At 71.7% G+C, this 25,727-nt stretch carries 20 protein-coding genes, 4 pseudogenes and 2 riboswitches; of the genes and pseudogenes, 18 read left to right on the top strand and 6 right to left on the bottom strand.

The window, feature by feature from the left end; all coding sequences use genetic code 11:
* Positions 1 to 118: 118 nt before the first annotated feature.
* Positions 119 to 322, bottom strand: a pseudogene (locus OG700_RS01630) (MarR family transcriptional regulator); the annotation flags it as partial.
* Here OG700_RS01630 and OG700_RS01625 point away from each other — a divergent pair.
* Positions 257 to 748, top strand: a pseudogene (locus tag OG700_RS01625) (MFS transporter); the annotation flags it as partial. The pseudogenes OG700_RS01630 and OG700_RS01625 overlap by 66 nt on opposite strands.
* Before the next feature lie 128 nt (positions 749 to 876).
* Here OG700_RS01625 and OG700_RS01620 read toward each other — a convergent pair.
* Positions 877 to 1,926 (bottom strand): hypothetical protein, encoded by a 1,050-nt coding sequence (locus OG700_RS01620; RefSeq protein WP_405607696.1) that lies wholly within the window; start codon positions 1,924 to 1,926, stop codon positions 877 to 879.
* A complete protein-coding gene (locus OG700_RS01615; RefSeq protein ID WP_405607693.1) occupies positions 1,923 to 2,663 on the bottom strand; it encodes a YoaK family protein in 741 nt (246 codons plus the stop codon). The genes OG700_RS01620 and OG700_RS01615 overlap by 4 nt, the downstream gene beginning before the upstream one ends.
* 185 nt (positions 2,664 to 2,848) lie before the next feature.
* Here OG700_RS01615 and OG700_RS01610 point away from each other — a divergent pair, with 185 nt between their 5' ends.
* Positions 2,849 to 4,015, top strand: a complete 1,167-nt coding sequence (locus tag OG700_RS01610) for an IS701 family transposase (RefSeq protein ID WP_405621376.1) — start codon at positions 2,849 to 2,851, stop codon at positions 4,013 to 4,015.
* Positions 4,016 to 4,198: 183 nt separating this feature from the next.
* Here OG700_RS01610 and OG700_RS01605 read toward each other — a convergent pair whose 3' ends face one another.
* Positions 4,199 to 5,962, bottom strand: a complete 1,764-nt coding sequence (locus OG700_RS01605; protein WP_405607690.1) for a serine/threonine protein kinase — start codon at positions 5,960 to 5,962, stop codon at positions 4,199 to 4,201.
* A gap of 200 nt (positions 5,963 to 6,162) precedes the next feature.
* Between OG700_RS01605 and OG700_RS01600 the strand changes: the two genes are divergently transcribed.
* The 13 genes from OG700_RS01600 (at position 6,163) to OG700_RS01540 (ending at position 21,712) form a co-directional block, all read left to right on the top strand.
* Entirely contained in the window at positions 6,163 to 6,237 is a 75-nt protein-coding gene (locus OG700_RS01600) for a putative leader peptide (protein ID WP_405621374.1), read from the top strand.
* A gap of 571 nt (positions 6,238 to 6,808) precedes the next feature.
* A complete protein-coding gene (locus OG700_RS01595) occupies positions 6,809 to 7,924 on the top strand; it encodes an LLM class flavin-dependent oxidoreductase (protein ID WP_405607687.1) in 1,116 nt (371 codons plus the stop codon).
* Between the two features lie 146 nt (positions 7,925 to 8,070).
* Entirely contained in the window at positions 8,071 to 8,391 is a 321-nt protein-coding gene (locus tag OG700_RS01590) for a small hydrophilic protein (protein WP_405607684.1), read from the top strand.
* Positions 8,363 to 9,805, top strand: coding sequence for an ATP-binding protein (locus OG700_RS01585; RefSeq protein WP_405607681.1), 1,443 nt, complete (start codon positions 8,363 to 8,365; stop codon positions 9,803 to 9,805). The genes OG700_RS01590 and OG700_RS01585 overlap by 29 nt, the downstream gene beginning before the upstream one ends.
* Positions 9,802 to 10,461 carry a response regulator transcription factor gene (locus tag OG700_RS01580; RefSeq protein WP_405607678.1) on the top strand — a complete coding sequence of 220 codons (660 nt, stop codon included), beginning with the start codon at positions 9,802 to 9,804 and terminating at the stop codon, positions 10,459 to 10,461. Before OG700_RS01585 ends, OG700_RS01580 begins: the two co-directional genes overlap by 4 nt.
* Before the next feature lie 101 nt (positions 10,462 to 10,562).
* Positions 10,563 to 12,041, top strand: coding sequence for an SLC13 family permease (locus OG700_RS01575; protein ID WP_405607675.1), 1,479 nt, complete (start codon positions 10,563 to 10,565; stop codon positions 12,039 to 12,041).
* Complete coding sequence (locus OG700_RS01570) at positions 12,038 to 13,273, top strand: glycerate kinase (protein ID WP_405607672.1); 1,236 nt, start codon at positions 12,038 to 12,040, stop codon at positions 13,271 to 13,273. Before OG700_RS01575 ends, OG700_RS01570 begins: the two co-directional genes overlap by 4 nt.
* Before the next feature lie 117 nt (positions 13,274 to 13,390).
* On the top strand, positions 13,391 to 13,630 hold the full coding sequence (locus OG700_RS01565; protein WP_405607669.1) for a hypothetical protein: 240 nt from the start codon (positions 13,391 to 13,393) through the stop codon (positions 13,628 to 13,630).
* 69 nt (positions 13,631 to 13,699) lie between these two features.
* Positions 13,700 to 13,843, bottom strand: a riboswitch (cobalamin riboswitch).
* A gap of 47 nt (positions 13,844 to 13,890) precedes the next feature.
* Positions 13,891 to 14,035: riboswitch (cobalamin riboswitch) on the top strand.
* 131 nt (positions 14,036 to 14,166) lie between these two features.
* Positions 14,167 to 16,902, top strand: a complete 2,736-nt coding sequence (locus OG700_RS01560; RefSeq protein ID WP_405607666.1) for a prenyltransferase/squalene oxidase repeat-containing protein — start codon at positions 14,167 to 14,169, stop codon at positions 16,900 to 16,902.
* Entirely contained in the window at positions 16,899 to 17,894 is a 996-nt protein-coding gene (locus OG700_RS01555; RefSeq protein WP_405607663.1) for a hypothetical protein, read from the top strand. Before OG700_RS01560 ends, OG700_RS01555 begins: the two co-directional genes overlap by 4 nt.
* Before the next feature lie 145 nt (positions 17,895 to 18,039).
* The gene (locus OG700_RS01550; protein ID WP_405621372.1) at positions 18,040 to 19,197 is read left to right on the top strand and encodes a CbiQ family ECF transporter T component; all 1,158 of its coding nucleotides are present in this window, start codon (positions 18,040 to 18,042) and stop codon (positions 19,195 to 19,197) included.
* Complete coding sequence (locus OG700_RS01545; RefSeq protein ID WP_405607660.1) at positions 19,194 to 20,894, top strand: ABC transporter ATP-binding protein; 1,701 nt, start codon at positions 19,194 to 19,196, stop codon at positions 20,892 to 20,894. The genes OG700_RS01550 and OG700_RS01545 overlap by 4 nt, the downstream gene beginning before the upstream one ends.
* Positions 20,891 to 21,712, top strand: a complete 822-nt coding sequence (locus OG700_RS01540) for an ECF transporter S component (protein ID WP_405607657.1) — start codon at positions 20,891 to 20,893, stop codon at positions 21,710 to 21,712. Before OG700_RS01545 ends, OG700_RS01540 begins: the two co-directional genes overlap by 4 nt.
* A 421-nt stretch (positions 21,713 to 22,133) precedes the next feature.
* Here OG700_RS01540 and OG700_RS01535 read toward each other — a convergent pair whose 3' ends face one another.
* Both OG700_RS01535 and OG700_RS01530 read right to left on the bottom strand, forming a co-directional pair.
* On the bottom strand, positions 22,134 to 22,475 hold the full coding sequence (locus OG700_RS01535; protein WP_405622250.1) for a hypothetical protein: 342 nt from the start codon (positions 22,473 to 22,475) through the stop codon (positions 22,134 to 22,136).
* Between the two features lie 62 nt (positions 22,476 to 22,537).
* The gene (locus tag OG700_RS01530; protein WP_405607654.1) at positions 22,538 to 23,035 is read right to left on the bottom strand and encodes a hypothetical protein; all 498 of its coding nucleotides are present in this window, start codon (positions 23,033 to 23,035) and stop codon (positions 22,538 to 22,540) included.
* Between the two features lie 33 nt (positions 23,036 to 23,068).
* On the opposite strand from OG700_RS01530, the pseudogene OG700_RS01525 reads away from it, so the two are divergent.
* The 3 genes and pseudogenes from OG700_RS01525 to OG700_RS01515 all read left to right on the top strand — a co-directional run.
* Positions 23,069 to 23,320, top strand: a pseudogene (locus tag OG700_RS01525) (sugar ABC transporter permease); the annotation flags it as partial.
* A gap of 87 nt (positions 23,321 to 23,407) precedes the next feature.
* Positions 23,408 to 23,787: pseudogene (locus tag OG700_RS01520) on the top strand (enolase C-terminal domain-like protein); the annotation flags it as partial.
* A 175-nt stretch (positions 23,788 to 23,962) separates the two neighbouring features.
* Positions 23,963 to 25,531: an SMI1/KNR4 family protein gene (locus OG700_RS01515; protein ID WP_405607651.1), complete on the top strand. Its 1,569-nt coding sequence runs from the start codon at positions 23,963 to 23,965 to the stop codon at positions 25,529 to 25,531.
* Positions 25,532 to 25,727 lie beyond the last annotated feature (196 nt).

Genomic DNA, 25,727 nt, shown 5'->3' with positions numbered 1-25,727 from the left:
GACCGGCGCGACCCGATTCAGCCCGTCCGGCGGTTGAGGACGAACCGATGGAGGACGAACCGGCCCACCGGACTGACCCGGTGAACCCTTCCGGCCACCGCGCCATGCCGCGCTGGTGACGCGGCCACGGCCTTCCGCCGAGCCGTTCGATGTCGGTGTTGAGGCGCTTGAGATACGCGGCGAACGCGGCGAACGCGGCGATGTCCTCTTCCGGCCAGTCGGACATGACCCGGTCCAGGGACCGGACGATGCCTGCCCTCTCCTCGTCCGGTTCCCGTGTGCCCTCTTCCGTGACGCGGAATATGCGGGCCATCCCACCGTCATTCTGGCGTCCGGTCTGTGGATGGCACCCGGCGGCGTGATGATGATGATCGTCTCCCCGCTCGGCGGCAGACTCACCAACGCCCACGGCCCGAAAGTCACCCCCCTCGGCGGAGTCCCGGTCATCGCGGCGGGCTACGGGCTCCCACTCGCGCTGATGGGATCCGCATGGGGAATCATGCCGGCGCTCATCATGAGTTCCGTCCCGCTCTCGGAGACCGCCGCCGCGAACAGTTTCCACACGCTCATGCGCTCGCTCGGCACCTCGCTCGGCGCCGCCGTGATCGGCCTGGCCCTCTCCCAGCCGACGATCGGCGCGGCCGGCCGGTCCCTCACGTCCGAGAGCGGCTTCCGTACCGGCCTGCTCATCGGCTGCGGCATCGCGGTGGTCGCGGCCGCGATCGCGGCGGTCATCCCGGCCGTACGCACCATCACGGGTGGTACGGACAAGACCCACGTGGGCGCCCCGCGCCCGAGAAGTCCACGGTCCCGGCCTGAGCCCGCCGGGCCCGGTCCGTCAGCACAGGGGCGGTTACGGCGTGAACGGTCGCGGGCTCACTGGATGGACCAGCGGTGCGGATGCCCGGGGTCGGCGGCGCAGGCGAAGATGTTCAGCTCGCCCCAGCGGCCCACCGTGACCTCGGTGGGTGTGGCGAACCGGTGGGCGGGCAGGTCCCGTTCCTCCAGGGGCTTCCAACTGCCGCTGCCCCCGTCCCACTCCGAACTGTCGATGGTCAGCAGCAGCTCCATCGGCGTCGCGCAGGTCGAGCACTTCATGACGTAGGCGTCGGTCAGGTGCCAGGACGCGAAACCGCCGGCGCGCCAGCCGGGCGGGATGGAGAGGTCGTACTGGTACATCGGCGGCCCCGCCGCCGCCCCGTCCGACGAATCTCCGCGCGCCTCCTCGGAGTCCTCGAACGCCTCCTCAAGTTCCTCTTCCCAGGCGTCGATCCGGGCGCCCAGCTCCTCGGGCAGGAGACCGGCGAACGGATACGTCACCACCTGTTCGGGAGACAGGACGCAGGGCTCCGCGACGTATCCCGCGTAGCCGACGACCTCCGGCCGCGGCGGCGCCGCCAGCACCTCGGCGACCTCCCACGACCGGCGCCAGCGCAGATCCAGCGACATGCCGTACCGGTCCGTGCCGTGCGCGTCGAAGGGACACCAGAACACCTGGAGCAGATCGTGGTCGCCCGGCCCGGCCAACAGGTCGGGGACGTCCCTGCGGTACAACTGGGCGACACCGATCATCGGGAGCGGATCCGTCTCACGCGCCCCCGGCACCCGGTACTCGCGCCGCAGTTCGTCCAGGAGCCGCCGGTCCTCATCCGTCCCCGCGACCGCCCCGCTGTCCCACGCGTCGGCCAGGACCCGCCGTTCCCGGTGAATGTCCGCGAGGCGCCGGCCCCGCCCGCGCCCATGGGCCTCGCCGCACACCGGCCACGCCTCGTCCACCGGCCACAGCAGCGGCCCGCCCACGGAACTGTCCGACGCGCCGGGGCTGCCCGGCCGCGGGTGCAGCCGGGTGGTCGTACCGCGATGGGCGGCCAACTCAGGGAAGAGCGCCTCGACATCGAGCGGACGCGGCGGTGTGGTCCTGGTCATGGACGCGACTCTAGGCCGTGTTCCGGAAGCAGCGCCGTCCGCCTCCTCCGGCGCGGGGGAACGGCCACGCACGCCAGGGCCGCCGACGCCCAGAGCAGCGGTACGGTCATCGCCCAGGGCGCCGAGGCCGCGTACACGAGCGCCGCGACGGCCGCGCCCGCGGCGAGTGCGACGAGCCGGGCCAGGGAGCCCAGGTCCGCGCGGCCGACGCCCCGGGGACCGGCGGCGCGCGCCACCAGTTGGGTGAGGAGGCCGGTGAAGTACGTCCCGGGCCCGCCGGCCGCGCCCGCACCGACCAGCGCGGCGGACTGCATTCCCATGGCCGCCGCGACCGTGACCAGCACGACATCGCGCCACGGCTGCGCGGGCGCTCCGCCGGCCACGCCCCAGCCGACGGCGACGGCGGCCAGGAGTACGACCTCGGCGGCGAGCCGGCGCAGCACCGCACGGGGCCAGCGCGTCCGCGGTTCCCACGGCCGCCGCCGGCTGAACGGCGCCACGGCCGCGACTCCCGCCACGTAACCCGCCAACGCCAGCAGCGGTGCGGCCGGTCCGCCCTCGTCGCCGGTCCCCGTCAGCGACAGGCCCAGCAGCACGAGATTGCCCGTCATCACCCCGGCGAAGACCCGTCCCAGCGCGATGAACGCCAGCACGTCCACCGCGCCCGAAGCGCCCGCGAACAGGATCAGCGCGGCCCACTGGGCGCGCCCCGGACGCACCGGTTCGGTCGGCGACACCCCCGTCACCCCCTCCGCTCTCTGAGGAGGCCACCAATACGGCGCCGGGGTCCACCCCGCACCACGCCGAGCCGGTCCTGCCGACCCGCTCACCCGTCCGGCCCACGGGCCGCCCCGGTCAACAGACCCTAGTACTGCAACCGCGTTTGCAGTGACGACGTGACGTCGTGGTCGTTGTGCTTGTCATGGGTGGGGACCTCGAAATCGGTGACGTGCGGCGGTGGGCGGTGGGGCTGGAAGAGGTGCACGAGCGGTTTGTGCACCGTTTTCAGCGTTCGGAGCCCCGCGAGTCGGCGCTGGCTTACATGCGCGGGTTGGTGTCGTCGCTGGAGCGGAAGAACGCGTGGACGGTCGCTGAGCGCGCGGGGCATGACCGGCCGGACCGTTTGCAGAGGCTGCTCAATACGTGTGACTGGGATGCCGACGAAGTCCGCGACGATGTGCGGGAGTTCGTGATGGAACATCTCGGTGACCGGCAGGCGATCCTGGTCGTGGACGACACCGGGTTCTTGAAGAAGGGGGTCCGCTCGGCCGGTGTCCAGCGCCAGTACACGGGCACGGCGGGCCGGATCGAGAACAGCCAGGTCGGCACGTTCCTGGCCTACGCCACCGAGGTCGGCCACACGCTGATCGACCGGGAGCTGTACCTGCCCGCGTCCTGGACCGAGGACCGGGACCGCTGCCGCACCGCGGCGATCCCCGACGAGGTCACCTTCGCCACGAAGATCGAGCACGCCAAGGCCATGATCGAACGGACCCTCGCAGCCCGGGTGCCGTTCGCGTGGCTGACGGCCGACGAGGCATATGGGCAGGTCAAGGGGTTGCGCTACTGGCTGGAACAGCGTGGGGTGTTCCACGTGCTGGCCACCCGTCGGACCGACACTGTCGTAACCGCCTCCCGCATGGACCATGTCGTGGAGGAACTGGTGGCGGGCCTGCCCCGACAGGCATGGAAACGCCGCTCGTGCGGGTCGGGCGCCCACGGCGAGCGGGTCTACGACTGGGCCCGGGCACCGATCCGGCCCTGGCGTGAGGAGGGCGTCGAGCACTGGGTTCTGGCCCGTCGCAGCGTCACCGATCCCACCGGGATCGCCTACTACGTGTGCTTCGCACCCGAGGGCACCACCTTGAACACACTGCTGGTGGTGGCCGGCCGCCGGTGGACGATCGAGGAATGCTTCCAGACCGCGAAGAACGAGTGCGGCCTGGACCACTACCAGGTCCGCAAGTACCACGCCTGGTATCGGCACATCACGCTGGCCATGGCGGCCCACGCCTACCTGGCAACGGTCCGTGCGCAGGAGCTGAAAAAGGGGGCTCACGATCCGCTGACCAGTACCTTGTCCCACTGAGCCTGCCCGAAATCCGCCGCCTGACCGCCCACCTCACCGCACGCCTCCTGCCCTCACTCGCCCAGGTCCTGCACTGGTCCCACTGGCGGCGACGAGCACAGCACCGAGCACGCGTCAGCCACTACAAACGACGAGGCCACAGCCCGTGACTAAACCATCGTCACAGCAAACACGGTTGCAGTACTAGTTGTCCTTGGGTTCCTCGGCGTTGCGCCAGATCCTCAGGTCGATGGTGACGTACTGGCCCGGGTCGCTCGCGCCCGACTTGCCTCGGTAGGTCGCCACCGCGATATGGCCCGCGTCGCTGATCACACACATCTCGGACCCGTTGGTGAGCTGATCGAGGGTGATCTGCTCGGTGAAGCGGGTCTCCGCGCGGCAGGTTTCCAGGGAGCCCTTCTGCGAGTTGTTCAGCAGGATGAGCTTCCCGTTGGTACTGCCGACCGTGCTGCCCTCGAACACTCCGGTGCTGATGTAGTAATAGAAATCTCCGTTGCCGTAGAGCACGTCCTGGGCCTCGGTCGGGCGCGGCGGGCTGCCGGCGAGCAGGAGTTCGTAGCCGGTCGTCACGTCGATGCCCTTGTACGAGACCGGCTTCGGGTCCGCCCGCTTCTGGTCCGCCCCCGAGGGCTCGCCGCCGCCCGAACCGCTGCTACCGCCCGACGACTTGGCCCCGCTGTCCTTGCCGGAGTCGTCCGGCAGCAGGGAGCCGATGACCCCCAGGACGACGAGCGTGCCCACGATCGCCCCGGCGACGATCAGTCCGGTCCGCTTCGGCTTCGGCTGCCGCGGTGGCACATAGGGAGCGTGGATGACGGGCGGCGCCGTGTGCTGGTAGCCCGGCGCGGGCGTGGGGTGCGTCGGATAGCCGGGGGGCGGCACCGCGCCCGGTACTCCCGGCACGGACCGCGTCGGCGCGGTGGGCGCGGCGAAGCCGGTCGGCGCGTACGGGTTCACCGCGTCCGGCGCCTGATGCTGCGGGGAGAACTGCGTCGGCGTCGGCGCGGCGGCGGGCAGCGGCGGCGGGGTCTTCGCCGGTTCGGGCAGTCGCAGCCGCTCGGTGATCGATCCGGCGACCGCCTGCGGCAGCCAGTCCTCGCCCTGGCGCGGTGCGGCGGGCGAGATCTCGTGGCACAGCTCGATGATCTCGGTCAGGGTCGGCCGCCCGGCCGGGTCGCGGGTCAGGCAGCGGGTCACCAGGGGCAGGAGCTCCGCCGGTACGCGGCTCAGGTCGGGGTCCTCGTGCACGATCCGGTAGAGCACCGCGTGCGAGGAGCCCTCACCGTAGGCGGGTGCGCCCATCGCCGCGAAGGCCGCGATCTGGCCGAGGGCGAAGATGTCGGTGGCGGCGGTGACCGTACCGGCCGACGCCTGCTCGGGCGCCATGAACGCCGGCGTACCCACACTGACTCCGGTCCCGGTCAGCGACGTGGCGTCGGCCGCACGGGCGATTCCGAAGTCGATCACGCGGGGGCCGTCGGAGGCCAGCAGCACGTTGGCGGGCTTCAGATCACGGTGCACGATGCCCGCACCGTGGATCACATGAAGCGCCTCGGCGACCCCGACCGCCAGCAGCAGCACACTGCGCAGCGGCAGTCCACCGTGCTGGGCGACGGCGTGCGAGAGGGAGGGACCAGGCACGTAGGCCGTGGCGAGCCAGGGCTGCGAACCGTCGGTGTCGGAGTCGATGACCGGCGCGGTGTACAGGCCCTGCACCCGCTGCGCGGCGTGCACCTCCTGCTTGAACCGCCGCCGGAACTCGGGGTCCTCGCTGAACTCGGGCCGGATCACCTTGAGCGCGATGGGCCGGCCGCCCGGCGTGTACGTGAGATACACCTTGCCCATGCCACCCGTGCCGAGCACGGCCACCAGGCGATAACCGCCCACAACGGCCGGGTCACCCTCCCCAAGTGGTTGAAAAAGGTTGGCGGAAGGTGTGTTGTTCATGGTGAGTCATCCCCTGTTTACGGCAGTTCAGCCCGTGCCGAAGCCCCGAAGTCAAGGGGGAGCGTACCGACTTTCGTCACGCGCCCTCACCGCCCACGGCAACAACACCGCAACAAACCCCCCGACCGCGGTTGCCGGGGAGGGGCGATTCCAGGACTTCGCGCATTGCCAGGCGCCTTCGCGTCGCCTACCTTTGCACCGTGCATCCAAGTGTCAGGCTGGTTTCGCGCATTCACGTCGACCTTCTGCGGTCGGCCAGCGCCCTGTGTCTTTGAACGCCGCCTGAAGCACTGTCGCTGTCGTAGTCGCGGTCGCCTTTCTTCGCGTCCGCGCGGATTCATCCGGTCCCGCCGTTCGCAGGCGACCGATCATCACGACGGTGGCGCTTCTTCCCGTTGTCTTTCTTTCTCCCGATCTTCCTCCCTCTCTTCTCAATTCACTCTGTTCGACCTGTGTTGACGCCTGCTGTTCGCCGCAGGTCACCATCCGTGCGAACGCGGCAGTCCTCGATTCACCACGCCAGAAAGGCACCGCCGTCCATGGGCTGTCGAGCAGCCGACGACCGATACGAGAAATTGCCGTACCGCCGCGCCGGTAACAGCGGCCTCGACCTTCGACCTGGCAGTTCGACCACACCGTCCGCGCGACCGAATTCCCGCCGCTGAGTGACGAGGAGTTGGCGTTGATCGACGAGTACGGCATCCACGGCACCGGCCTGTGTCCCCCGCGCCGTGGCCGACGCCGGGCCGCCCGGACGGCTCCGGCCATTCGGGCCGCCCGGACCGCCGTACGACAACCCATTGAGCGAGGCCGCGCGCCCGCTCGGCAGCGAATAGGAGTCCTGACATGAGCCAAGAATTCCTCTGGTACATCCCCAACACCGTCGAGCCCGGCCACCGCGGGGACGACACGACCGACGGGTGGGGCACGCTCGGCTTCTCCACCGAACTCGCCCTGGCCGCCGAGGCACACGGCTGGGGAGGTGCCCTCATCGGTACGGGGTGGGGCCGGCCGGACACCTTCACCGTGGCCACCGCCCTGGCCGCCCGCACCACCACCTTCCGGCCGCTGGTCGCGATACGGCCCGGCTACTGGCAGCCCGCCCACTTCGCCAGTGCCGCCGCCACGCTCGACCAGCTCAGCGCGGGCCGCCTGCTGGTCAACATCGTCAGCGGCCTCGACAACGCGGGGGCGTACGGCGACGGAGAGAGCGACCCGGCCCGCCGCTACGACCGCACCCGGGAATTCCTCCAGCTCGTGCGCCGGCTGTGGACCGAGGAGAACGTCACCTTCCGCGGCGAGTTCTTCGGCGTCGAGGGCTCGACGGTCAGCCCGCGACCGTACGGCGCGGAGAACGGCCGGACCCCGCGGCTCTACTTCGGCGGCGCCTCCGCGGCGGCCGAGGCGGTCTCGGCCACCGAGGCCGACGTCCAGCTCTTCTGGGGAGAACCGCTCGACGGCGTGGCCGAGCGGATCGACCGGCTCAAGCGGCTGAGCGAATCCCTCGGGCGTACGCACGCGCCGCTGGAGTTCGGACTGCGCATCACGACCCTGGTCCGTGACACCACCGAACAGGCCTGGCGCGACGCCGAGGCGAAGGTGGCCAAGCTGGCGGGCGCCGGTCCCGACTCGACGTTGAACGGCGGACGCCGTGGAGCCGTCGGCCAGCAGCGGCTCCACGACCTCGCCGAGCGCGGCGAGGTGCTGGACTCGTGCCTCTACACCGCCCCCGGCCGGGTCGGCGGCGGGGGCGCGGGGACCACCTGGCTGGTCGGCTCCCCGGACGATGTGGCCGCCGCCCTGCGGAAGTACGGCGAACTCGGCATCACCCACTTCGTCCTCTCCGACACCCCCTACAGGCCGGAGGTCGCCCGGATCGGCGACCAACTCCTCAGCCGGCTGCGGGAGCCGGCTCCCGGCGTTCCGGCCGGGGTCGGAAGTACCGGGCGTACGCCGGGGTAGGGGGCGGCCTGCAGCAGGGACGGCGACGGACGGCGGCGCGGCCGGCGGACCGACGGACGGGCGGGCGGTCAGGCACTCGGGCGGTCATGAAAGAATCCTCATCCTCGTTTCATGCTGGCCGTCGCCTCGGTCGCCACGATGGGCCCATGGCCTTCTCACCTCGTCTGGCGGCCCTGGCGGCCGTCGTCGCCGTCCCGCTCGGCATCGCCGCGACCAGTTACGCTATGACGGACAGCCCCCAGGCGCCCAAGGTGCCGCCCGGCGTACAGCTCGACAACTCGCCGAGTGACACCCGAAGTGACACACCGGGCGACCGGGGAAGCACCGGACCAGGGGCTTCGCCCACCGGCACACCTGCGGGAAAGCCCACCGGTTCGCCCGGTGAGACACCTGGCAACACCGTCGTACCGGGTCCGTCGGCCGCCGACGGTGACGACGATGACGACGACTTCGGTGATGACGGTTGATGTTCCGAGGGTCTCCGCCCGGGTGCGGATCCTGCTGTGGCTGCTGGTGGTGATGACGGTCTCCCTGGGGGCCGTCGCGGTCACCGTGCGCTCGATCCTCCACCGGGACGTGGAACACCGCATAAGCCAGCTGCTGTCACAGGAGACGGGCGAGTTCGCCAACTTCGTGACCCAGGGTGTGGACCCGGAGACCGGCCGGAGTTTCGGCGACCCTCGCAGACTGCTCAAGACCTTTCTGGAACGGCAGTACGCCGACCCGGACGAGGAACTGCTGGGTCTGCCCCGCTCCACCGCGAGCCGGCCCGACATCATCCGGCAGCGCCGTGACTTCCCCGACCACATCGCCCTGTGGCAGGACGAGGAGGCGCTGTCCCGGATCCTCGACTCCAAGGAATCCTCCGGCACCCTGCACCGTGCGCAGGGGGAGCTGCGCTGGGCCAAGGTCACCATCCGGCCGCTCGGCGACGATCCTCCCGGTGCCTTCGTCGTCGCGTTCCACGCGGATCGTGAACGGGCCGTCGCCGACAAGACGTTCTGGACACTGCTCGCCCTGTCGGGCATGGCGCTGGTGCTGGTCAGCGGCATCGGCTGGGCCGTCGCCGGGCACATCCTGGCGCCCGTCCGCGTCGTACGCAAGACCGCCGCGGAGCTGACCGAGCGGGATCTCACCCGCCGTATCCCCGTGGAGGGGCGGGACGACATCGCCGCGCTCGCCGAGACGTTCAACGGCATGCTCGACCGGCTGGAGCAGGCGTTCGCCGCGCAACGGGTCTTCGTGGACGACGCGGGACACGAACTCCGTACCCCCATCACCATCGTGCGCGGGCATCTGGAACTGATGGGCGACGACCCGGCCGACCGGGAGGAGACCATACGGCTGGTCACCGACGAACTCGACCGGATGAGCCGCATCGTCGAGGATCTGCTCCTGCTCGCGAGGGCCGAGCGGCCCGACTTCGTCCAGCCGGAACCGGTCCAGCTCGCGGAGCTGACCGCCGACGTCTTCGTCAAGGCGCGGACGCTGGGGGAGCGGGAGTGGCTGCTCGACACGGTCGCCGACCGCGAGGCGTCCGTGGACCCGCAGCGGATCACCCAGGCGATGGTCCAGCTCGCCCAGAACGCCGTCCAGCACACCGTGCCGGGCCAGCGCATACGGATCGGCTCGCAGGCGGACGGCGAGCGGATCGAGCTGTACGTCGCCGACAACGGACCCGGAATTCCGCCGCAGGACGCCGAGGTGATCTTCGAGAGGTTCCGGCGCGGTACGGCCCGCCGGGGCGCCCGCACCAGTGGCGCCGGACTCGGACTGGCCATCGTCAAGGCGATCGCGGAAGGCCACCACGGCCGGGTCGAGCTGCGCCGTACCGACGGCGGCGGCGCCACCTTCGTACTCATCCTGGAGACGGGCTCATGAACCGAATTCTGATCGCCGAGGACGAGGCGCGGATCGCCTCCTTCGTGGAGAAGGGGCTGCGCGCCAACGGCTTCACCACCGTCGTCGCCGACGACGGCGACTCGGCACTGCACCACGCCGTGTCCGGCGGATTCGACCTGGTGCTGCTCGACATCGGCCTGCCGGGGCGCGACGGCTTCACCGTCCTGCGCGAGATGCGCGAGGCGCGCGTCACACTGCCCGTCATCGTGCTGACGGCCAGGGACTCCGTACGCGACACCGTCGCCGGCCTCGAAGGCGGCGCCGACGACTGGATGACCAAACCCTTCCGCTTCGAGGAACTGCTGGCACGGGTGCGGCTGCGGCTGCGCACCGCGGCGCGGGCGCCGGAGGTCACCATGTTGCGCAGCGGCAGCCTCAGCCTCGACCTGAGGACGCGGCGGGCCCGGGCCGACGAGCGGACCGTGGATCTGACGGCCCGTGAGTTCGTCCTGCTGGAGATGTTCCTGCGCCACCCCGGCCAGGTGCTCTCGCGCGAGCAGATCCTCTCGCACGTCTGGGGCTACGACTTCGACCCCGGCTCCAACATCGTGGACGTCTATGTCCGGGCCCTGCGCAAGAAGCTGGGCGCCGAGCGGCTGGAGACGATCCGGGGCATGGGCTACCGCATGCCCTGAACGGGCGGGGTACGCGGGCTGACGCGCGGGTGCCACGCAGATGAAGCGACTTTCACCCGAGGCTCATTGAGACCTCACGGCCCGCACCCAGGCTGATCTTCGTGCCCCTCTCTCTGCGACAGACCGTCGGCCTCGGTGCCGTTCTCGGTCTCTGTACCCTGCTCGCCCTGCCCGGCGTCCTTTCCGGTCTCGGCGGCGACGCGCGCCTCACGCTCGTCGTCTTCACCCTCGCCACGTACACCTGGATCGCCACCTCGGTGGACGACACCTATGTCGCACTCGGCGCCGGACTCGCGCTGACCGCGACCGGGGTGATCAGCAGCGAGACGCTGTTCGCCACCCTCGGTGACGAGACGGTGTGGCTGCTGATCTGCGCGTTCGTCCTGGCCGCCGCCGTCACCAAGACCGGACTCGCGGGCCGTGCCGCCGCCTTCCTGGTCGGCGGGGCCGGCACCGTACGGCAGTTGGTCCATCTGACCACGGCCGGACTGGTGGTCACCGCCTTCGCCGTCCCCGCGACCTCCGGCCGCGCCGCCCTCGCACTGCCGGTCTTCCTGGCGCTCGCCAAGGCGCTGGGTCCTGTCCGGGCGATCTCTGCCGGGCCCGGACAGGACCCGGCCGGCCGGACCCGACTGGTGGTGATGCTGGCGCTGCTGTTCCCGACGGTGATCCTGCTCTCCGCCGTCGCCACCCTGATCGGCGCCGGCGCCCATCTGATCACCGTCGGCGTGCTGTGGGAGCAGACGGGGGAGGAGCTGAGCTTCGTCACCTGGCTGATCCTCGGGCTGCCGCTCGCCGTGGTCTCCTCCCATCTCGCCGCGGAACTGGTGCTCCTGACGACGACCCGCCGGGCCGACCGGAAGAGACCCGTCCGGATCACCGTCCAGCAGATCCAGGAGCACTCCGACTCACCCGTGGAAGGGCCGCTCACCCAGCCGGAGGCGCGCTGCCTCCTGCTGCTGGGGACCGTCGTGGTGCTGTGGTGCAGCGAACCACTGCACGGGGTGTCGCCCGCGCTGGTCGCGCTCATCGGCGCCGTCGTCGCCGCCTCGCCGGCGCTGGGCACCGTGGGCCTCAAGGACGGTCTGCGGACGGTGCCCTGGCCGCTGCTCCTGTTCATGGCCGCCACCATGGCGATGGGCATCGCGCTCTCCGAATCGGGGGCGGCTGACTGGCTGGTGGGCTGGGTGCCGGGCGGCGCCTCGATGCCGCCGTGGATGTTCCTCGCCGGTGTGGTCGTGATCAGTACGGTGGCCCACCTGGCGCTCCAGTCCCGCTCGGCCCGCTCCTCCGTACTGGTCCCGCTGGTGGTCGCCGCGGCGATATCCGCCGGCGTCAATCCGGTGGCCGCCGCGTTCGCCTCGACGGCCGCCGCCGGTTTCTGTCACACGCTCCCCGCCTCCGCCAAGCCCGTCGCGCTCTTCGCCGACCTGCCGGGCGGCACACCCACGTACACCCCGCGCGATCTGCTACGGCTGTCGGCCGTGCTCGCGCCACTCACCGCGGCCCTCGTGCTGCTCTTCGCCCTCGCCGTCTGGCCACTGCTCGGCGTGCCCGTCCAACTGGAGACCCAGCCATGAGCTACCGCATCGTCATCGCCCCCAGTGGGTTCAAGGAGTCACTTTCCGCGGCGCAGGTGGCCGAGTCCATCGCCGAAGGCGTCCGGCGGGTGATCCCCGACGCCGACATCGATCTGATCCCGTTGGTGGACGGGGGAGAGGGCACGGCTGAGGCGCTGGCCCTCGCGGGCGGCGGCCGGCTGGTCCCGTGCACCGCGACGGGACCGGTGGGGCGGCCCGTCAGCACACACTTCGCCCTGCTCGGCGAGAACGGCCCCGGTTCTGGCTCCCTTTCTGGTCGTGACCCCGGCCCCGGTCGTGCTTCTGGTCGTGCCCCCGGTCCCGTCACCGCCGTCGTGGAGATGGCCGCGGTCGCCGGTCTCTCCCTCGTACCGGCCGACCGGCGCGACCCCGGGAGCACCACCACGTACGGCGTGGGCGAGCTGATCCGGGCCGCCCTGGACCTGGGAGCCCGGCGCGTGCTCGTCGGCTGCGGGGACTCCGGTACGTCGGACGGGGGCGCCGGGGCACTCCGGGCGCTGGGCGCCCGGCTGACGGACCGCCACGGCCGCGAACTCCCGCCGGGCGGCGCGGCACTCGGGGAACTCGACCACGTCGACACGTCCGGGCTCGACCGGCGCCTCGCCGACACCGAACTCCTCGTCGCCTGCAACCCCTTCAACGTGCTGTGCGGCGCACACGGCGTGGCGCGCGTGTTCGGACCGCAGAAGGGCGCGACCCCGGCCGGCGTGGAGGTGCTGTCGGCGGCCCTGGAGCGCTGGGCGGCGGTCCTCACCCGGGACCTGTCGCCACGGATCGATCTGCGGACGGCCCCCGGCACCGGTGCCTCCGGCGGTCTGGGAGCCGGACTGGCCGCGGTGGGGGCGCGGCTCCTGCCCCGCTTCGACGTCCTGCTCGACCGGCTCGACCTGGACGCCAGGCTGGCCCGCGCCGATCTGGTGATCACGGCCGAGGGCGCGCTGGACCACCAGACCGTACGCGGCAAGATCCCCGCGGAAGTCGCGAGCAGGGCACACGCGGCCGGAGTGCCGGTGTTCGTGCTCGCGGGCACCATCGGGCCGGGCGCACACCTGGTACGGGCGATCGGCGTCGACGCGTACAGCGCGATCCTGCCGGCTCCGATGTCGCTGCCCGAAGCGATCGAGGGCAGCCGCGAGATTCTCGCCGACGCCACGGAACGGTCCCTGCGGATAGTGGAGTTGGGCACCCGGCTGGCTGCCCGGGCGGCGTGAGTGTTCGGCCGCGACATCCGGTTCGTACGCCCTTCGCCGCCGGTTCGGTCTTTCCGAACCAGGATCGGGGTGGTCGCTCCATCGTGCCCGTGACCTGCTGATACATACGGTCGAGCCATGTGCGGTGGCGACGCTGTCGATGTGCGAGCCGGTCAGCACCGGGGCCGCGGTGGGGTCGGTGCCCTCGCGGCGGCCGTAGACGTTGCCCATGGCGTCGACGCGGACGCTCAGCCCGGCCTGCTCCATCCACGCGACGACCATGCGCCACCCGGCCGCGTCGGCGTCGGTCAGGGCGAGGCGGTCGACGCCGCGCAGGCCGGTGCGCTCGTCGTCGTACGCCTCCGAGCGGGGCGGTGACAAGAAGACCCGGACGGAGCCTCGACGGGAGAGCGACGAACGGGCCGCCGTCCAATCGCGTGGTACGGCTTCCTGTACTGCTCTGCCGCTGGGCATTCGGGCTCGGCCCGGCCTCCAGCCGTGCCACACCGCTGCGCGTCAGCCCCGGAGTCCCACCGGGTTCCCCCACTCGGCAGTCGGGGAGGATACCCGAGCGCCGTCGACCCGCCAAGAGCGCCCGGCACGGGCCGTACCGGGAGACACAGGCCACCTTGACGCTCTGTGCGTACACGTGTTCCACTGCGCCTGATTACCGCTCGACACCCAGGGGAAGCCGGTCGAAACCCGGCGCTGACCCGCAACCGTAGGCCCGTCAACTCCTTGACGGGCGAGCCGGATTACCTGGGTGGGAGATATTCAGCGAAAGACGCCGTCGCGGACTACGGCGTGGTTCGGACGGCTCCCCGGCGTCTGCCGTGGGCCTTCGGTCACGCACGGCTCCGCCTCGGGTGACTCAGGGGGCCGTGGTGGAGACCGGGAACAGACCAGACCGTCGCGTGGCGGCGAGACTTCTCTCGCTGCTGTCCGCCCTGCTGCTGACGGTCGGACTCGGCACAGCACTCGTGACCACGGCCGCCCCGGCGGCGGCGGATCCGATCGGCGACTGCACCGCCACCAGAGGCGCGGTCGTCGCCGTCGACTTCGGCGACTGGGGCGGCGACGTCGTACGAGGCTGCGACACCACCCTGACCACCGGCATGGACCTGCTGCACGACGGCGGATTCACCACCACCGGCACGGTCCACGACGGCCCCGGCTTCATCTGCCGCATCGGCCACGACAGCTTCAAGGGCGGTGCGCAGCACCCCACTCCGGCCGACGAAGCCTGTCAGCTCACCCCGCCGGCCAACGCCTACTGGTCGTACTGGCTCGCGCCCGTCGGCCAGGACCACTGGACGTACAGCCCGCTCGGCGCGCTGAGCCGGCAGCCCAAGCCGGGCGAGGTCGAGGCGTGGGTCTTCGGCCCCACCGACATCGGCGGCGGCAGCGGGCAGCCGGGCTTCACCCCGGACGACGTACGGCCGGGTGGTGGCGGTGACCCGGATCCGGGTACCAGCACACCGCCCCCGGTGGAGCCGGGGACGGTCGACACCGACGCCGCCGCCGGCTGGCTCACGGGCCGGCTGAAGGACGGTGACCACATCTTCGACGAGGGCGCCGAGGGGCCGAACCACCTCCAGACAGCGGAGACGGCCTTCGCCCTCGCCGCCGCGAAGGGGCGCGGCGCGACGTTCGACAAGACAAAGGCGTATCTCACCGCGCACACCGCCGAGTTCGCGTATCCCCGGGGCATCGGCGAGGCACCCGACCCCAAGGGCGCCGCCCGGCTCGCGCTGGTCGCGGAGATCGCCGGGGACGATCCACGTGACGTCGGCGGGCACGACCTCCTCGCGGACCTCGCCGCGAACGTGTGCGTGGCCGGACCGGAGAGCGGCAGTACTCCCGGGTGCTCCGCCAAGGGCGACTTCACGGACGCCGGTACGACGGAGGCGCAGGCGCTGTCCGTCCTCGCCCTGCTGCGGGGCGACGTGAAGCCGCCGGCCGAGACGGTGTCCCGGCTGGCTGCTCTGCAATGTGCCACCGGGGGCGTCACCGGTGTGCTGATCCGGCCGGGCGAGAACTGCGAGGGGGACGCCGCCACCACCGCGCTGGTGGCGCTCGTCCTGGAGCGCGCGGGCGGCCACGACCGCGCCGTGACCAAGGCCCTGGACTTCCTCAAGAAGTCCCAGCGGGACGACGGTGGATACGTCGCCTACGTCGGGTCCGCCGCCGGAGATGTCGCCATCACCGCCGCGGCGTCGCAGGCGCTGCGCGCGCTGGGCGACGTGACGCGCGCCGACGCGGCGATGTCCTGGGTGTCGAGGCAGCAGAACGACGACGGCGGCTTCGGGTTCGAGGAGGCGATGACCGAGTCGTTCCTGTACCCGACCGTGCACGCGACCATCGGCGGCGCGGGAACCAACCTCGTCACGCTGACGACGAAGCCCAGCGAGCCGACCGAGCCCACGGACCCGCCGACCACACCTCCTCCGACGGATCCGGCCACCGACCCGCCGGGCGACGGTGCCGGCCCCGACCTCAAGAAGGGCACCGCCTACCTCACCGCCCCGGCCCGCCTCAAGCAGGGCCGCTACTACGAGAACATGGCCGGCTCAGGCTTCGCCGACTACGGCCTCACCATCGACGGCGCGTTCGCCCTCGCCGCCACCGGACACGACAACAACGCCCTGCGCGGCATCGTCGACTTCCTCGACGGCGAGGGCGAGGACGGCAGCACTCCGGGCCGTACCGTCAACGACTGGACGGGTGTCGGTACGACGCACGCCGCCGGCGGCTCCATCGGCAAGGCCGCCCTGCTCGCCGAGACGGTCGGCCGCGACCCGCGCGACTTCGCCGGCCAGGATCTGGTCGCGGCGCTCGGCAAGGCGGTCTGCCTGGCGCCGAGCCAGGCACCCGACCGGCGCTGCGCCGCCAAGGGCGCCTACGCGTACGCCCCTTCGGTCTTCTCGCAGACGCTCGGCATCATGGCCCAGCTCCGCGCGGGGGAGCAGGATGCCGCCGCTGCCCCGATCGCGTATCTGAAGGGGCTGCAGCACGACTCGGGAGCCTGGCCGAGCCTCGTTCCGCCCACCGGCGACTCCGAGGTCGACTCGACCGCCATGGCGGCGATGGCACTGGATCTGGTGAAGGACGACGAGGCGGCGGAAGCCGTCGACCAGGCGCTGGCCTGGATCGCCGGCGAGCAGTTGCCGGACGGCGGATTCCCCGGCGCCTCGGGCAACTCCGTCAACTCCGCCGCCCTCGCGGTGCAGGGACTCTCCCTGGACGCGCGGAAGTACGGCGACGAGATCGCCGCGGCACGGAAGTTCCTGGCCGCGCAGCAGAACGGGGACGGCGGGTTCAACGTCGCGGCCGACGGTCAGCCCGGCTCGGACGTACGCGCCTCCACGCAGGCACTCAGCGGTGCGGTCGGTACGTCCTTCGGCACGCTCGTCCGCGATCTGACCGGCACGACGCCGCAGCCTCCGATCGTCACACCCGACGACTCCGACGACTCCGGTGGCTCCGGAGGCGGAACGGGCGGGAACGACGGCTCGGTTCCGGGTGGACTGGCCTCCACCGGTGTCCAGTTGTGGGGGCTCGCGCTGAGCGCCGTACTGCTCTCCCTCGTGGGCTGGGGGACCGTCGTCCTCGCCAGATCCCGTCGCACGGCGGCTGGGGGACCCCGATGATCACGCGACTCACGCGACTGGGCACGCGGTTCACCCCACTCGCGTCGTTCGCCCGAGCCGTCGGCGCCGGCACGGCGGCGCTGGCGCTGACCGCCGCGGCGCTCGGCGCGACCAGCGGCACCGCGTCGGCCGCGTCCCGGCCGATCGGCCGGTGCACCACCTCCGCCGGGGTCGTTCTCGCCGTCGACTTCAGCCACTGGGGCGGCCCGATCCTCCGCTCCTGCGGCACCACCCCCACCACCGGATACGAACTGCTCAACCAGGGCGGCTGGCGCACCACCGGCACCGGTCACGACGGCCCGGCCTTCATCTGCCGCATCGGCTACAGCGGCCACGAGGGCGGCAGGCAGTACCCCACCGCGCAGCAGGAGGACTGTGTCCTGACACCGCCCGCCTCCGCGTACTGGTCGTACTGGCACGCCGATCCGGGTGACAGCGACTGGGAGTACAGCCAACTCGGCGCCATGGGCTACCGGCCGAAGCCGGGCAGCGTCGACCTGTGGATCTTCGGCGGCACGAACATCCAGGGCACCAAGGGCCGCCCCACCGTCACCCCCGACCAACTGCGCGCCAAGAACTCCCGCCCGACCGGGGGCGGTTCGGACAGCGGCAGCGGCACAGGCGGCGGTGGCGGTGGCGGAACGGGCGGCGGGGCCGCACCGGACCGGGGGAGCGGCGACCGGCCGCCCGCGCGCCAGGACACTCCCGGCGACGCCCCGTCGAAGGCGCCGAAGAAGACGCCGGCCGCGTCGGCGAGCACCGGCCCGACCCCGTCCGGGAGCGAGTCGGTGTCCGCCCCGCCGTCGAACTCCGCGCGAGCCGCGACGGATTCGGCGTCGGAGGACGACACCCGGGTCGTCGACGCGGGTCCGGCGGCGGACGCCGAACACGACTCAGGGTCGCTGGTGCCGGTGGCGTCCGCGGCCGGTCTGGTGCTTCTCGTGGGCGGCGCGGGTGTCGTCGTCGCGCGGCGCAGACGCCGTGCCGAATAGCCCGGCGCCGGCGCCGGAGGACGGCGTGCCCCGGAACCCGAGCCGAAGCCGAAGCCGTAGTCGCAGTCGCAGCCGCAGCCGCATCCGGAACCGGAACGCCCCGACCGCACCGGGCGTCTCGGGCTCCGCCAAATCCCTCTCCGGCATCACCCCGGACACCGGCGGCGGCCGCCGGCTGCCCCGCACCCTGCACCCGGTGGCCTGGTGGATCTGGGCGCTCGCCCTCGCCACCGCCGTCAGCCGCACCACCAACCCCCTGCTGCTGATCCTGGTCCTCACCGTCCTCGGCTACGTCGTCACCGCCCGGCGCACCGAGGCGCCCTGGGCCAGGGGCTTCAAGTACTACCTCTGGCTGGCCCTGACCGTCGTCGCGATCCGGGTCGTCTTCCGCGCCGTCTTCGCCACCGGCATCACCCCCAAGGACCACTTCCTCTTCGCCCTCCCGCACATCCCGACACCCGACTGGTACGCGGGCATCCAAATCGGCGGACCCGTCTCGCTCGAAGCCGTACTCTCGGCGGCCACCGACGGGCTGCGCCTCGCCTGCATGCTCTGCTGCATCGGCGCCGCGAACACCCTCGCCAACCCCAAACGGGCGCTGCGCGTCCTGCCCGGAGCGCTGTACGAACTCGGCGTCGCCGTCACGGTCTCCATCAGCGTCGCCCCTCAACTCGTCCAGAGCGTCCAGCGCGTCGCCAGGGCACGCCGGCTGCGGGCCGGACGGAACAAGGGAATCCGTGCCCTGCGCGGCATCGCCGTCCCCGTACTCGAAGACGCCCTGGAACGCTCGCTGCGGCTCGCCTCGGCCATGGACTCACGCGGTTACGGCCGGGCAGGCTCGGCCACCGCCCGCTCCCGACGTCTGACCGGCGCGTTCATGCTGCTCGGCATGTGCGGGCTGTGCGCCGGGGCGTACGGCCTGCTCGACGGCACCGCCCCCAAGGCGCTCGGCCTGCCCGCCCTGCTGGCGGGATCGCTCCTGTGCGTGGCGGGGCTGCGCCTGGGGGGCCGCAGAGTGACCCGTACGACCTACCGGCCCGACCCGTGGCGCCTCGCCGAGTGGTCCGTGGCCGGCTGCGGGGTGCTCTCCGCCGTCCTGCTCTTCGCCGGGGTCGGCTACGACGCCGCCGACCTCAACCCCTCCCTGTATCCGCTCACCTGGCCCTCGCTGCCCGTACTGCCGACCGCCGCGATCCTGCTGGCGGGAGCGGCGGGATTCCTCGCGCCCCCGCCCCGGCCGCCGAACCCCGCCCCGCCCCCGCTCCCGTCCCCGACCGCACACCGCACCGAGGTGGCCGCGTGATCGTCTTCGACGATGTCACTGTCCTGTACGACGACACGAGTGAGCCGGTCCTGCGCGGGGTCGATCTCACCGTCGATGAGGGCGAACTGTGCCTGGTGGTCGGCCACACGGGAGTCGGGAAGTCCACCCTGCTCGGGGCCGTGAACGGACTGGTGCCCCACTTCACCGGCGGCACCCTGTACGGCAGGGTCACCGTCGACGGCCGCGACACCGCCGCGCATCCGCCGCGCGAACTGGCCGATGTCGTCGGAGTGGTCGGCCAGGACCCGCTCGACGGCTTCGTCACCGACACCGTCGAGGAAGAACTCGCCTACGCCATGGAGCAGTTGGCCGTCCCACCGACGGTGATGCGCAAACGTGTCGAGGAAACCCTCGACCTGCTGGGTCTGGCCGACCTGCGCCACCGCGCCCTGTACGAACTCTCCGGCGGCCAGCAGCAGCGCGTGGCCATCGGCTCCGTCCTGACCCCACACCCCCGTGTGCTGGTCCTCGACGAACCCACCTCGGCCCTCGACCCCACCGCCGCCGAAGAGGTCCTGTCCGCGGTGACCCGCCTCGTACACGACCTCGGCGTCACCGTCCTGCTCGCCGAACACCGCCTGGAGCGGGTCCTCCAGTACGCGGACCGGGTCATCCACCTCCCGGGCGACGGCACGGTGGTGACGGGATCACCGGCGGAGGTCTTCCGTACCTCGTCCGTGGCGCCACCCGTGGTCGAACTGGGCCGGCTGGCCGGCTGGCACCCGCTCCCGCTCTCCATCCGGGACGCCCGCCGGGCCGCAGGGCCGATCCGTACCCGACTGGCCGGCGTACCCGTGACCCCGGTGCGCCGCCCGGCGGCGGACGGCGAGCGGCCCGTACTGCTCGACGCCCGCGGAGTCACCGTCACCTACCACGGCGTTCCCGCCGTGCGTGAGGTCGACCTGAGGCTGCGCGGCGGCGAGATCACCGCCTTGATGGGGCGCAACGGATCGGGCAAGTCCTCACTGCTGTGGGCACTTCAGGGCTCGGGACCTCGGCGGGCCGGGACGGTGGCGGTCACCTCCGCCGACGGTACGGAACCGGCCGACCCCAAGTCGCTGTCCGCCGCCCGTGCGCGGCGCCTGGTGGGTCTCGTCCCCCAGACGCCCACCGATCTCCTCTACCTGGAGAGCGTCAAGCAGGAACTCGCCCAGGCGGACCAAGAATCGGCGGGGACCTCTCAGAGCGCCGGCACACCGGGGACCGCCGGCACATCCGGGAGCGCCGGCCAGTTGCCGGCCCGTGTCATCCTGGACCGGCTGGCCCCCGGAATCGACGACGCGAGCCACCCCCGCGATCTCTCGGAGGGCCAGAAACTCGCTCTGGTGCTCGCGATCCAACTGGCCGCCACGCCCGGCGTCCTGCTGCTGGACGAACCCACCCGGGGTCTCGACTACCGCGCCAAGTCCGAACTCACCCGCATCGTGGACGATTTGGCGGCCGACGGACGCGCCGTCGTCATCTCCACGCACGACGTGGAGTTCGTCGCCCGCGCCGCCGACCGCGTCGTGGTCATGGCCGAGGGCGACATCGTGGCCGACGGCCCGACCACCGAAGTCATCGTGGCCTCACCGGTGTTCGCGCCCCAGGTCGCGAAGATCCTGGCGCCCCTCGCGTTCCTGACGGTCGATCAGGTGGCGGCGGCGCTGCCGCCCGGGACGGAGGCGGACGGATGAGGGAACGCGCGGCGACCGCCATCCGCATCACCCCCCGGGCCGGGCTGGTCATCACCATGGCCGCGTTCGTCGGACTCGTCGCCTTCTTCTGGCCGTTCGTCGTCACGCCCGGAAAGCTCGGCTCCGCCTACGCGCCGCCGCTCATCTTCGGCGTCCTGCTCCTGCTCGTCCTGTGCGTCGTCCTCTCCGAGATCGCCGAGGGCGGTATCAACTCCAAGGCGCTGGCGATGCTCGGCGTCCTGTCGGCGGTCAACGCCGCCCTGCGCCCGCTCGGCGCGGGCACCGCGGGCATCGAGACCGTGTTCTTCGTCCTGGTGCTGGCGGGGAGGGTGTACGGCCCCGGGTTCGGCTTCTCGCTGGGCTGCACGTCCCTCTTCGCCTCCGCCCTGATCACCGGTGGCGTCGGCCCCTGGATGCCGTACCAGATGTTCGGCTGCGCCTTCGTCGGCATGCTCGCCGGTCTGCTCCCACGGGCGACAGGACGCCGCGAGGTCTTCCTCCTGGCGGGCTACGGCTCCCTGTCCGGCTACCTCTTCGGCTTTCTGCTCAATCTGTCCTTCTGGCCGTTCTCACTCGACCCGAACAGCTCGATCGCCTACCTGCCCGGCCTCCCCTTCACCGAGCAGTGGCAGCGCTACATCGCCTTCGACCTGGCCACGTCCCTCGGCTGGGACACCGGCCGGGCGGTCACCAACTTCGTCTGCGTCCTGATCGCGGGACCGGCGGTCCTGACCACCTTCCGCCGCGCGGCCCGCCGAGCCCGCTTCCGGGCTCCGGTGAATTTCCACGCCGACGGGGCCGGCGGAAAGGGCGCCTGACGGGGCTAGGGCGTGTTGCGAAAGTCCCGCCTGGCCGACGACGCCTGGCACGCACACTCGCCGCGTTGTCGGACTCGTCCAAGTACGCCCAGTACGAGAACGATCCTCCGCCTTGCGATCGCACGCACCAGACGCCGTCGGCCCCGCCCTTCGGGCGGACGGCGCTACTTTCGCAACACGCCCTAGCAGGCCCGGTTCAGGCGCCCTCGACGCTCAACCGACCATGATGGGACCGGCGGTGGCCGTGCGATTCGTCCGGTCGGCTGCCACAGTCGCGCAGCCGCTTCCCGGGGTGGCCGTGCAGCAGGCCGGGGTGAACTTGACGAACGCGCTGCCGGGATCGACGGCCGCGGAGGAAACACGCTCCATGGGCCGCCCCGGACCTGAGGTGAGCTGGTGGACAGCGCACCGTTCGCGGCGCCTAGAAGAAGTGCTTGCGCCCACCGACCATGCGACCGGTCGCGCCGAGAATCCACAGAACCGCGCCGGCCGTGACGAGCACGCCGCCGATGGTCGTCAGGAGGGAGATGCCGACCAGCAGGCCGATGACGAGCAGAATGAGACCAAGGACAATCATGTGTGTTCCGATCTTCTGGACTTTGACGGTGTGCGGTCCTCGCCGCGTCAGCGCCGCCGCCCCCTCGACCCGCACGCTCCGTGGCTCGGGCCGGGTGAAATCCGCGACGGCCGCGCGATCGACGACCTCTGGTTTCGGTTGCTCGACCACCGTGTGCCCGGCCTTCGGCCGCCAATGCGCGAACAAGTCATCGTTTCTCGCGCGTGGGCGCAATCGTGTCGATCCGGCCAAGGGCCGCAGGAGGCGGACTACGAGTTCCGCCGGAGCCGTTCCTCGGCTTCGGCGGGTGTGTCGTAGTAGCCGGGGCGGGCCAGCAGGACCGCAGGGAAGTAGTAGCCCTGTTCCTCGTCGGGTTCGTCGTCCGCCGCGAACGGACGCCAGAAGCTCAGCAGGAGGTCGGCGGCGATGAACGAGGCGGGGTTGTCCGGATCGGCCTCGATCGTGGTGTGTTCGCGCATGAGGGTGACCACCTCGCGGGCCGGCGTCGCGAATACGTCCACGTCGTGGAAGACCACCCGGTCCGTCGTGGTCGCCGGGCGTCCCAGCTCGATCGCCTGGAGCTCGTCCCGTACGCAGTCAATGCTGACCATCAGTCCGCTCGGACGGAAGACGTGCTGTCCTGGCCGGTCCGATTCCGATAGTGCGGACAGGTCTCGGAGTGAGTCCAGTGCGGTGTTGGCGTCATGCCGGGACATGCCGATGCGCAACGGGCCGATTCCGGTGGGTGGTGCGAGGTGGAAATCCATGCGTGCATGATGTCAAGAGTGGCTGTGGGTACCGGAAGTACCTGCGGTACCGCCGCTACCGGTCAACCATCGATGCCGAGCCGTCCGTTCGACATCCTGTACGCCACCAAGGGCGCCGGCGGCGGCTCCGACTTCGAGGCGGAGACCCTCAACGTCTACGCCTACGGGCTGACGTTCTAGCGGGAGTACGGGCTCGCCGCCGCCGTGCTCGTCCTGTTCACGCTGTTCGTCATCATCGGCGTCGTGGTGCTGCTCCGCCGCCGTGCCGGAAGGGATGCGGCATGAGTGCCGTCGTTGCTCCCTCCGCCGGGCGCACCACGCCGCCCCTGCCGTGTCCGCCTCCGGCGGGCGCAACAGGCGGCGCGGGTACGGCAGTTGATCGACTACGTACGCTCGTCGGTCACCCACTTCGGCGGGGTCTCACCCCTCAGGAAGCTCCTCGACTTCGCCGCGCGGTACCAGATCGAGAGCGCCATGCACGGCCCCGAGGACATCTCCCCGGTCGGTATGGCCGCCGCCGTCCACCTCGACCTCGCGGTCCACAACTTCGGCATCCAGGAGTACTCGGGCCACACGCCGCTCACCGAGCGGGTGTTCCGCCACGCCTACACCTTCACCGACGGCCACCCGCACCCGGGCGAGGCCCCGGCACCGGCGTCGAACCGGACGAGGAACTGGCCGTCACCCACCCGTACGACCCGGCGTATCTGCCGGTCAACCGCCTCCAGGACGGGACCGTGCACGACTGGTGACACGGAGGCCGGCGGCGGCCGTCAGCCGACGCCGGCCCGGACGGTGGGCTTCCGGCCGACGAACGGCGTGCCGGTGCTCGACGTGTGTCGCGCACCGGCACCGCCGGTCGGTGCTCGATGTCAGTGGTCGCTGCGATGATTCCCGGCAGTACTTTCGACAGCAGGGGAGCAGGGCATGGTGGAGCGGGCGGTACGGCCGATGGTCGAGGCGATCGTCGCGAATGCCCCGAGCGGCTGGACGCACGCGGTCCTGCGAGCTGGGGCGGGGCGCGGCGGTACGTCGGTCACCGGCGGTTACGCGGGGCCGGGGGACCAGGGGAACGCAGTCGTGCCCCACCTCCGCGTGGAACTCACGGCACTGGCGCAGACGCTGCGCGAGGACCGCGGCTGGGACCCCGTCAGCCTGGAGATCCGGTGCCGGGCGTCCGGCGAGTACCGGCTCGTCGCCTTCGACGGCTCCATCACCTGGGTGACCGGGACGGGCAGCGGCTTCCAAGTGGTCCTGGACCCCGGCTACCGGCTGCCCCAGCCCGGCCTGCGCCAGGAGCCCGGCACCGCCCCACCGGCAGGCGACCCCGAGTTGGCGGTGGCCCGCTTCCGCGCCTACCTGGAACGGCGCGCCGCGATCCTGGGACAGCCCGAAGAACTGCCGCCACCCGCGACCTCCGCCGCGCTGGACGAAGCCGAACGCCGTCTCGGTCGCCGGCTGCCCGCCGACCTGCGGGCGCTCTACGCGATCGCCGACGGCGACGGCGACGATGAAGGCGACGACTACGAGAATCGCTATCTGTTCCAGGGCAACGCCTGGCTGTCGCTGGAGAGTCTTGTCGCCGAGCACACCGGGTGGAGCCAACGACCCTGGTACGGCTGGGACTTGGAATGGGACGCCGTCGTCTTCGACACCAGTCCCACCGATACCGTACGCCGCTGCGGAAGCCACCCCGGCTGGCTGCGCTTCGCCACCGGCGAGGACGGCAACTTCCTGGCGGTCGACACGGCCCCGGCCCGTCACGGCCGCCCCGGTCAGCTCATCCGCACCGGCCGTGACTACGACGACGGGCCGGCGTACGTCGCCGACTCGGTCACCTCGCTCCTGGGGCACTACCTGGACCTGCTGGACCAGGGCGCGTACGAGACGCACGGCGACGACATCTCCCTGCTCGAACCCCCCGCCCGTGACCCCGCCCCCCGGAAGATCATCGGCGGCATCCCCGACGAGGTGCCGCCCACCCTCCAGGCGATCCACATCAACGGCGCCACCGGCCCTGTCGACCTCGCGCCGCTCACCGCCGCCCGCAACCTCCGCCGGCTGCATCTCAACCGCTCCGCCACCGCCGACCTGACGCCCGTGCGTGAACTGGCCGTCGAATCCCTGCGCGTGGCCCTCGCCGACTGCGATACGACCCCGCTCGGGGGCCACCCCCACCTCACGTCCCTCGACCTGACCACCACCACGGGCCCGGCCGACCTCACCCCACTGCGTACCGTCCCCCGACTGCGCGGCCTCGATCTCTCCGGAGCCGACGTCCCCGACCCGGCGTTCCTGGGTGACCTGACGGAGCTCCGCTATCTCTCCCTCACAGGAAGCCACTGGACCGCCCTGCTGAACGAGGGCAAGGCACCACCCACCCTCGCCGCCGCCCGCCTGGCCGACGCGGGCGCCTCCCTGGACGACGCCCTCGCCTGGGCGGCCCGCCTCGGCCTCACCACCGTGGGCCCCCTGCGCGTCACCGGCCACCGGTGACGCGGAATCAGCCTCCGACGGGAGCGTGCGGCGTCGCCTCGCCCTGTGCGGTGGTACTCGCCACCATGCCGCCGCTGCTGTCCGCGATCGCCAACGCCAACGCCGGACGACACGGCGTACTGGTCAAGTCCGCCGTCGTGATGGAACGCCTCTGCCAGGCCGACGCGGTCGCCCTGGCCGCCGCCCACACCGGCAT

Origin of the sequence: Streptomyces sp. NBC_01508 (genome assembly GCF_045040315.1) — a bacterium.
Lineage (GTDB): Bacteria > Actinomycetota > Actinomycetes > Streptomycetales > Streptomycetaceae > Streptomyces.
The sequence above is the reverse complement of the archived record's forward strand: the minus strand, read 5'-3'. Positions and strand labels throughout refer to the sequence as shown.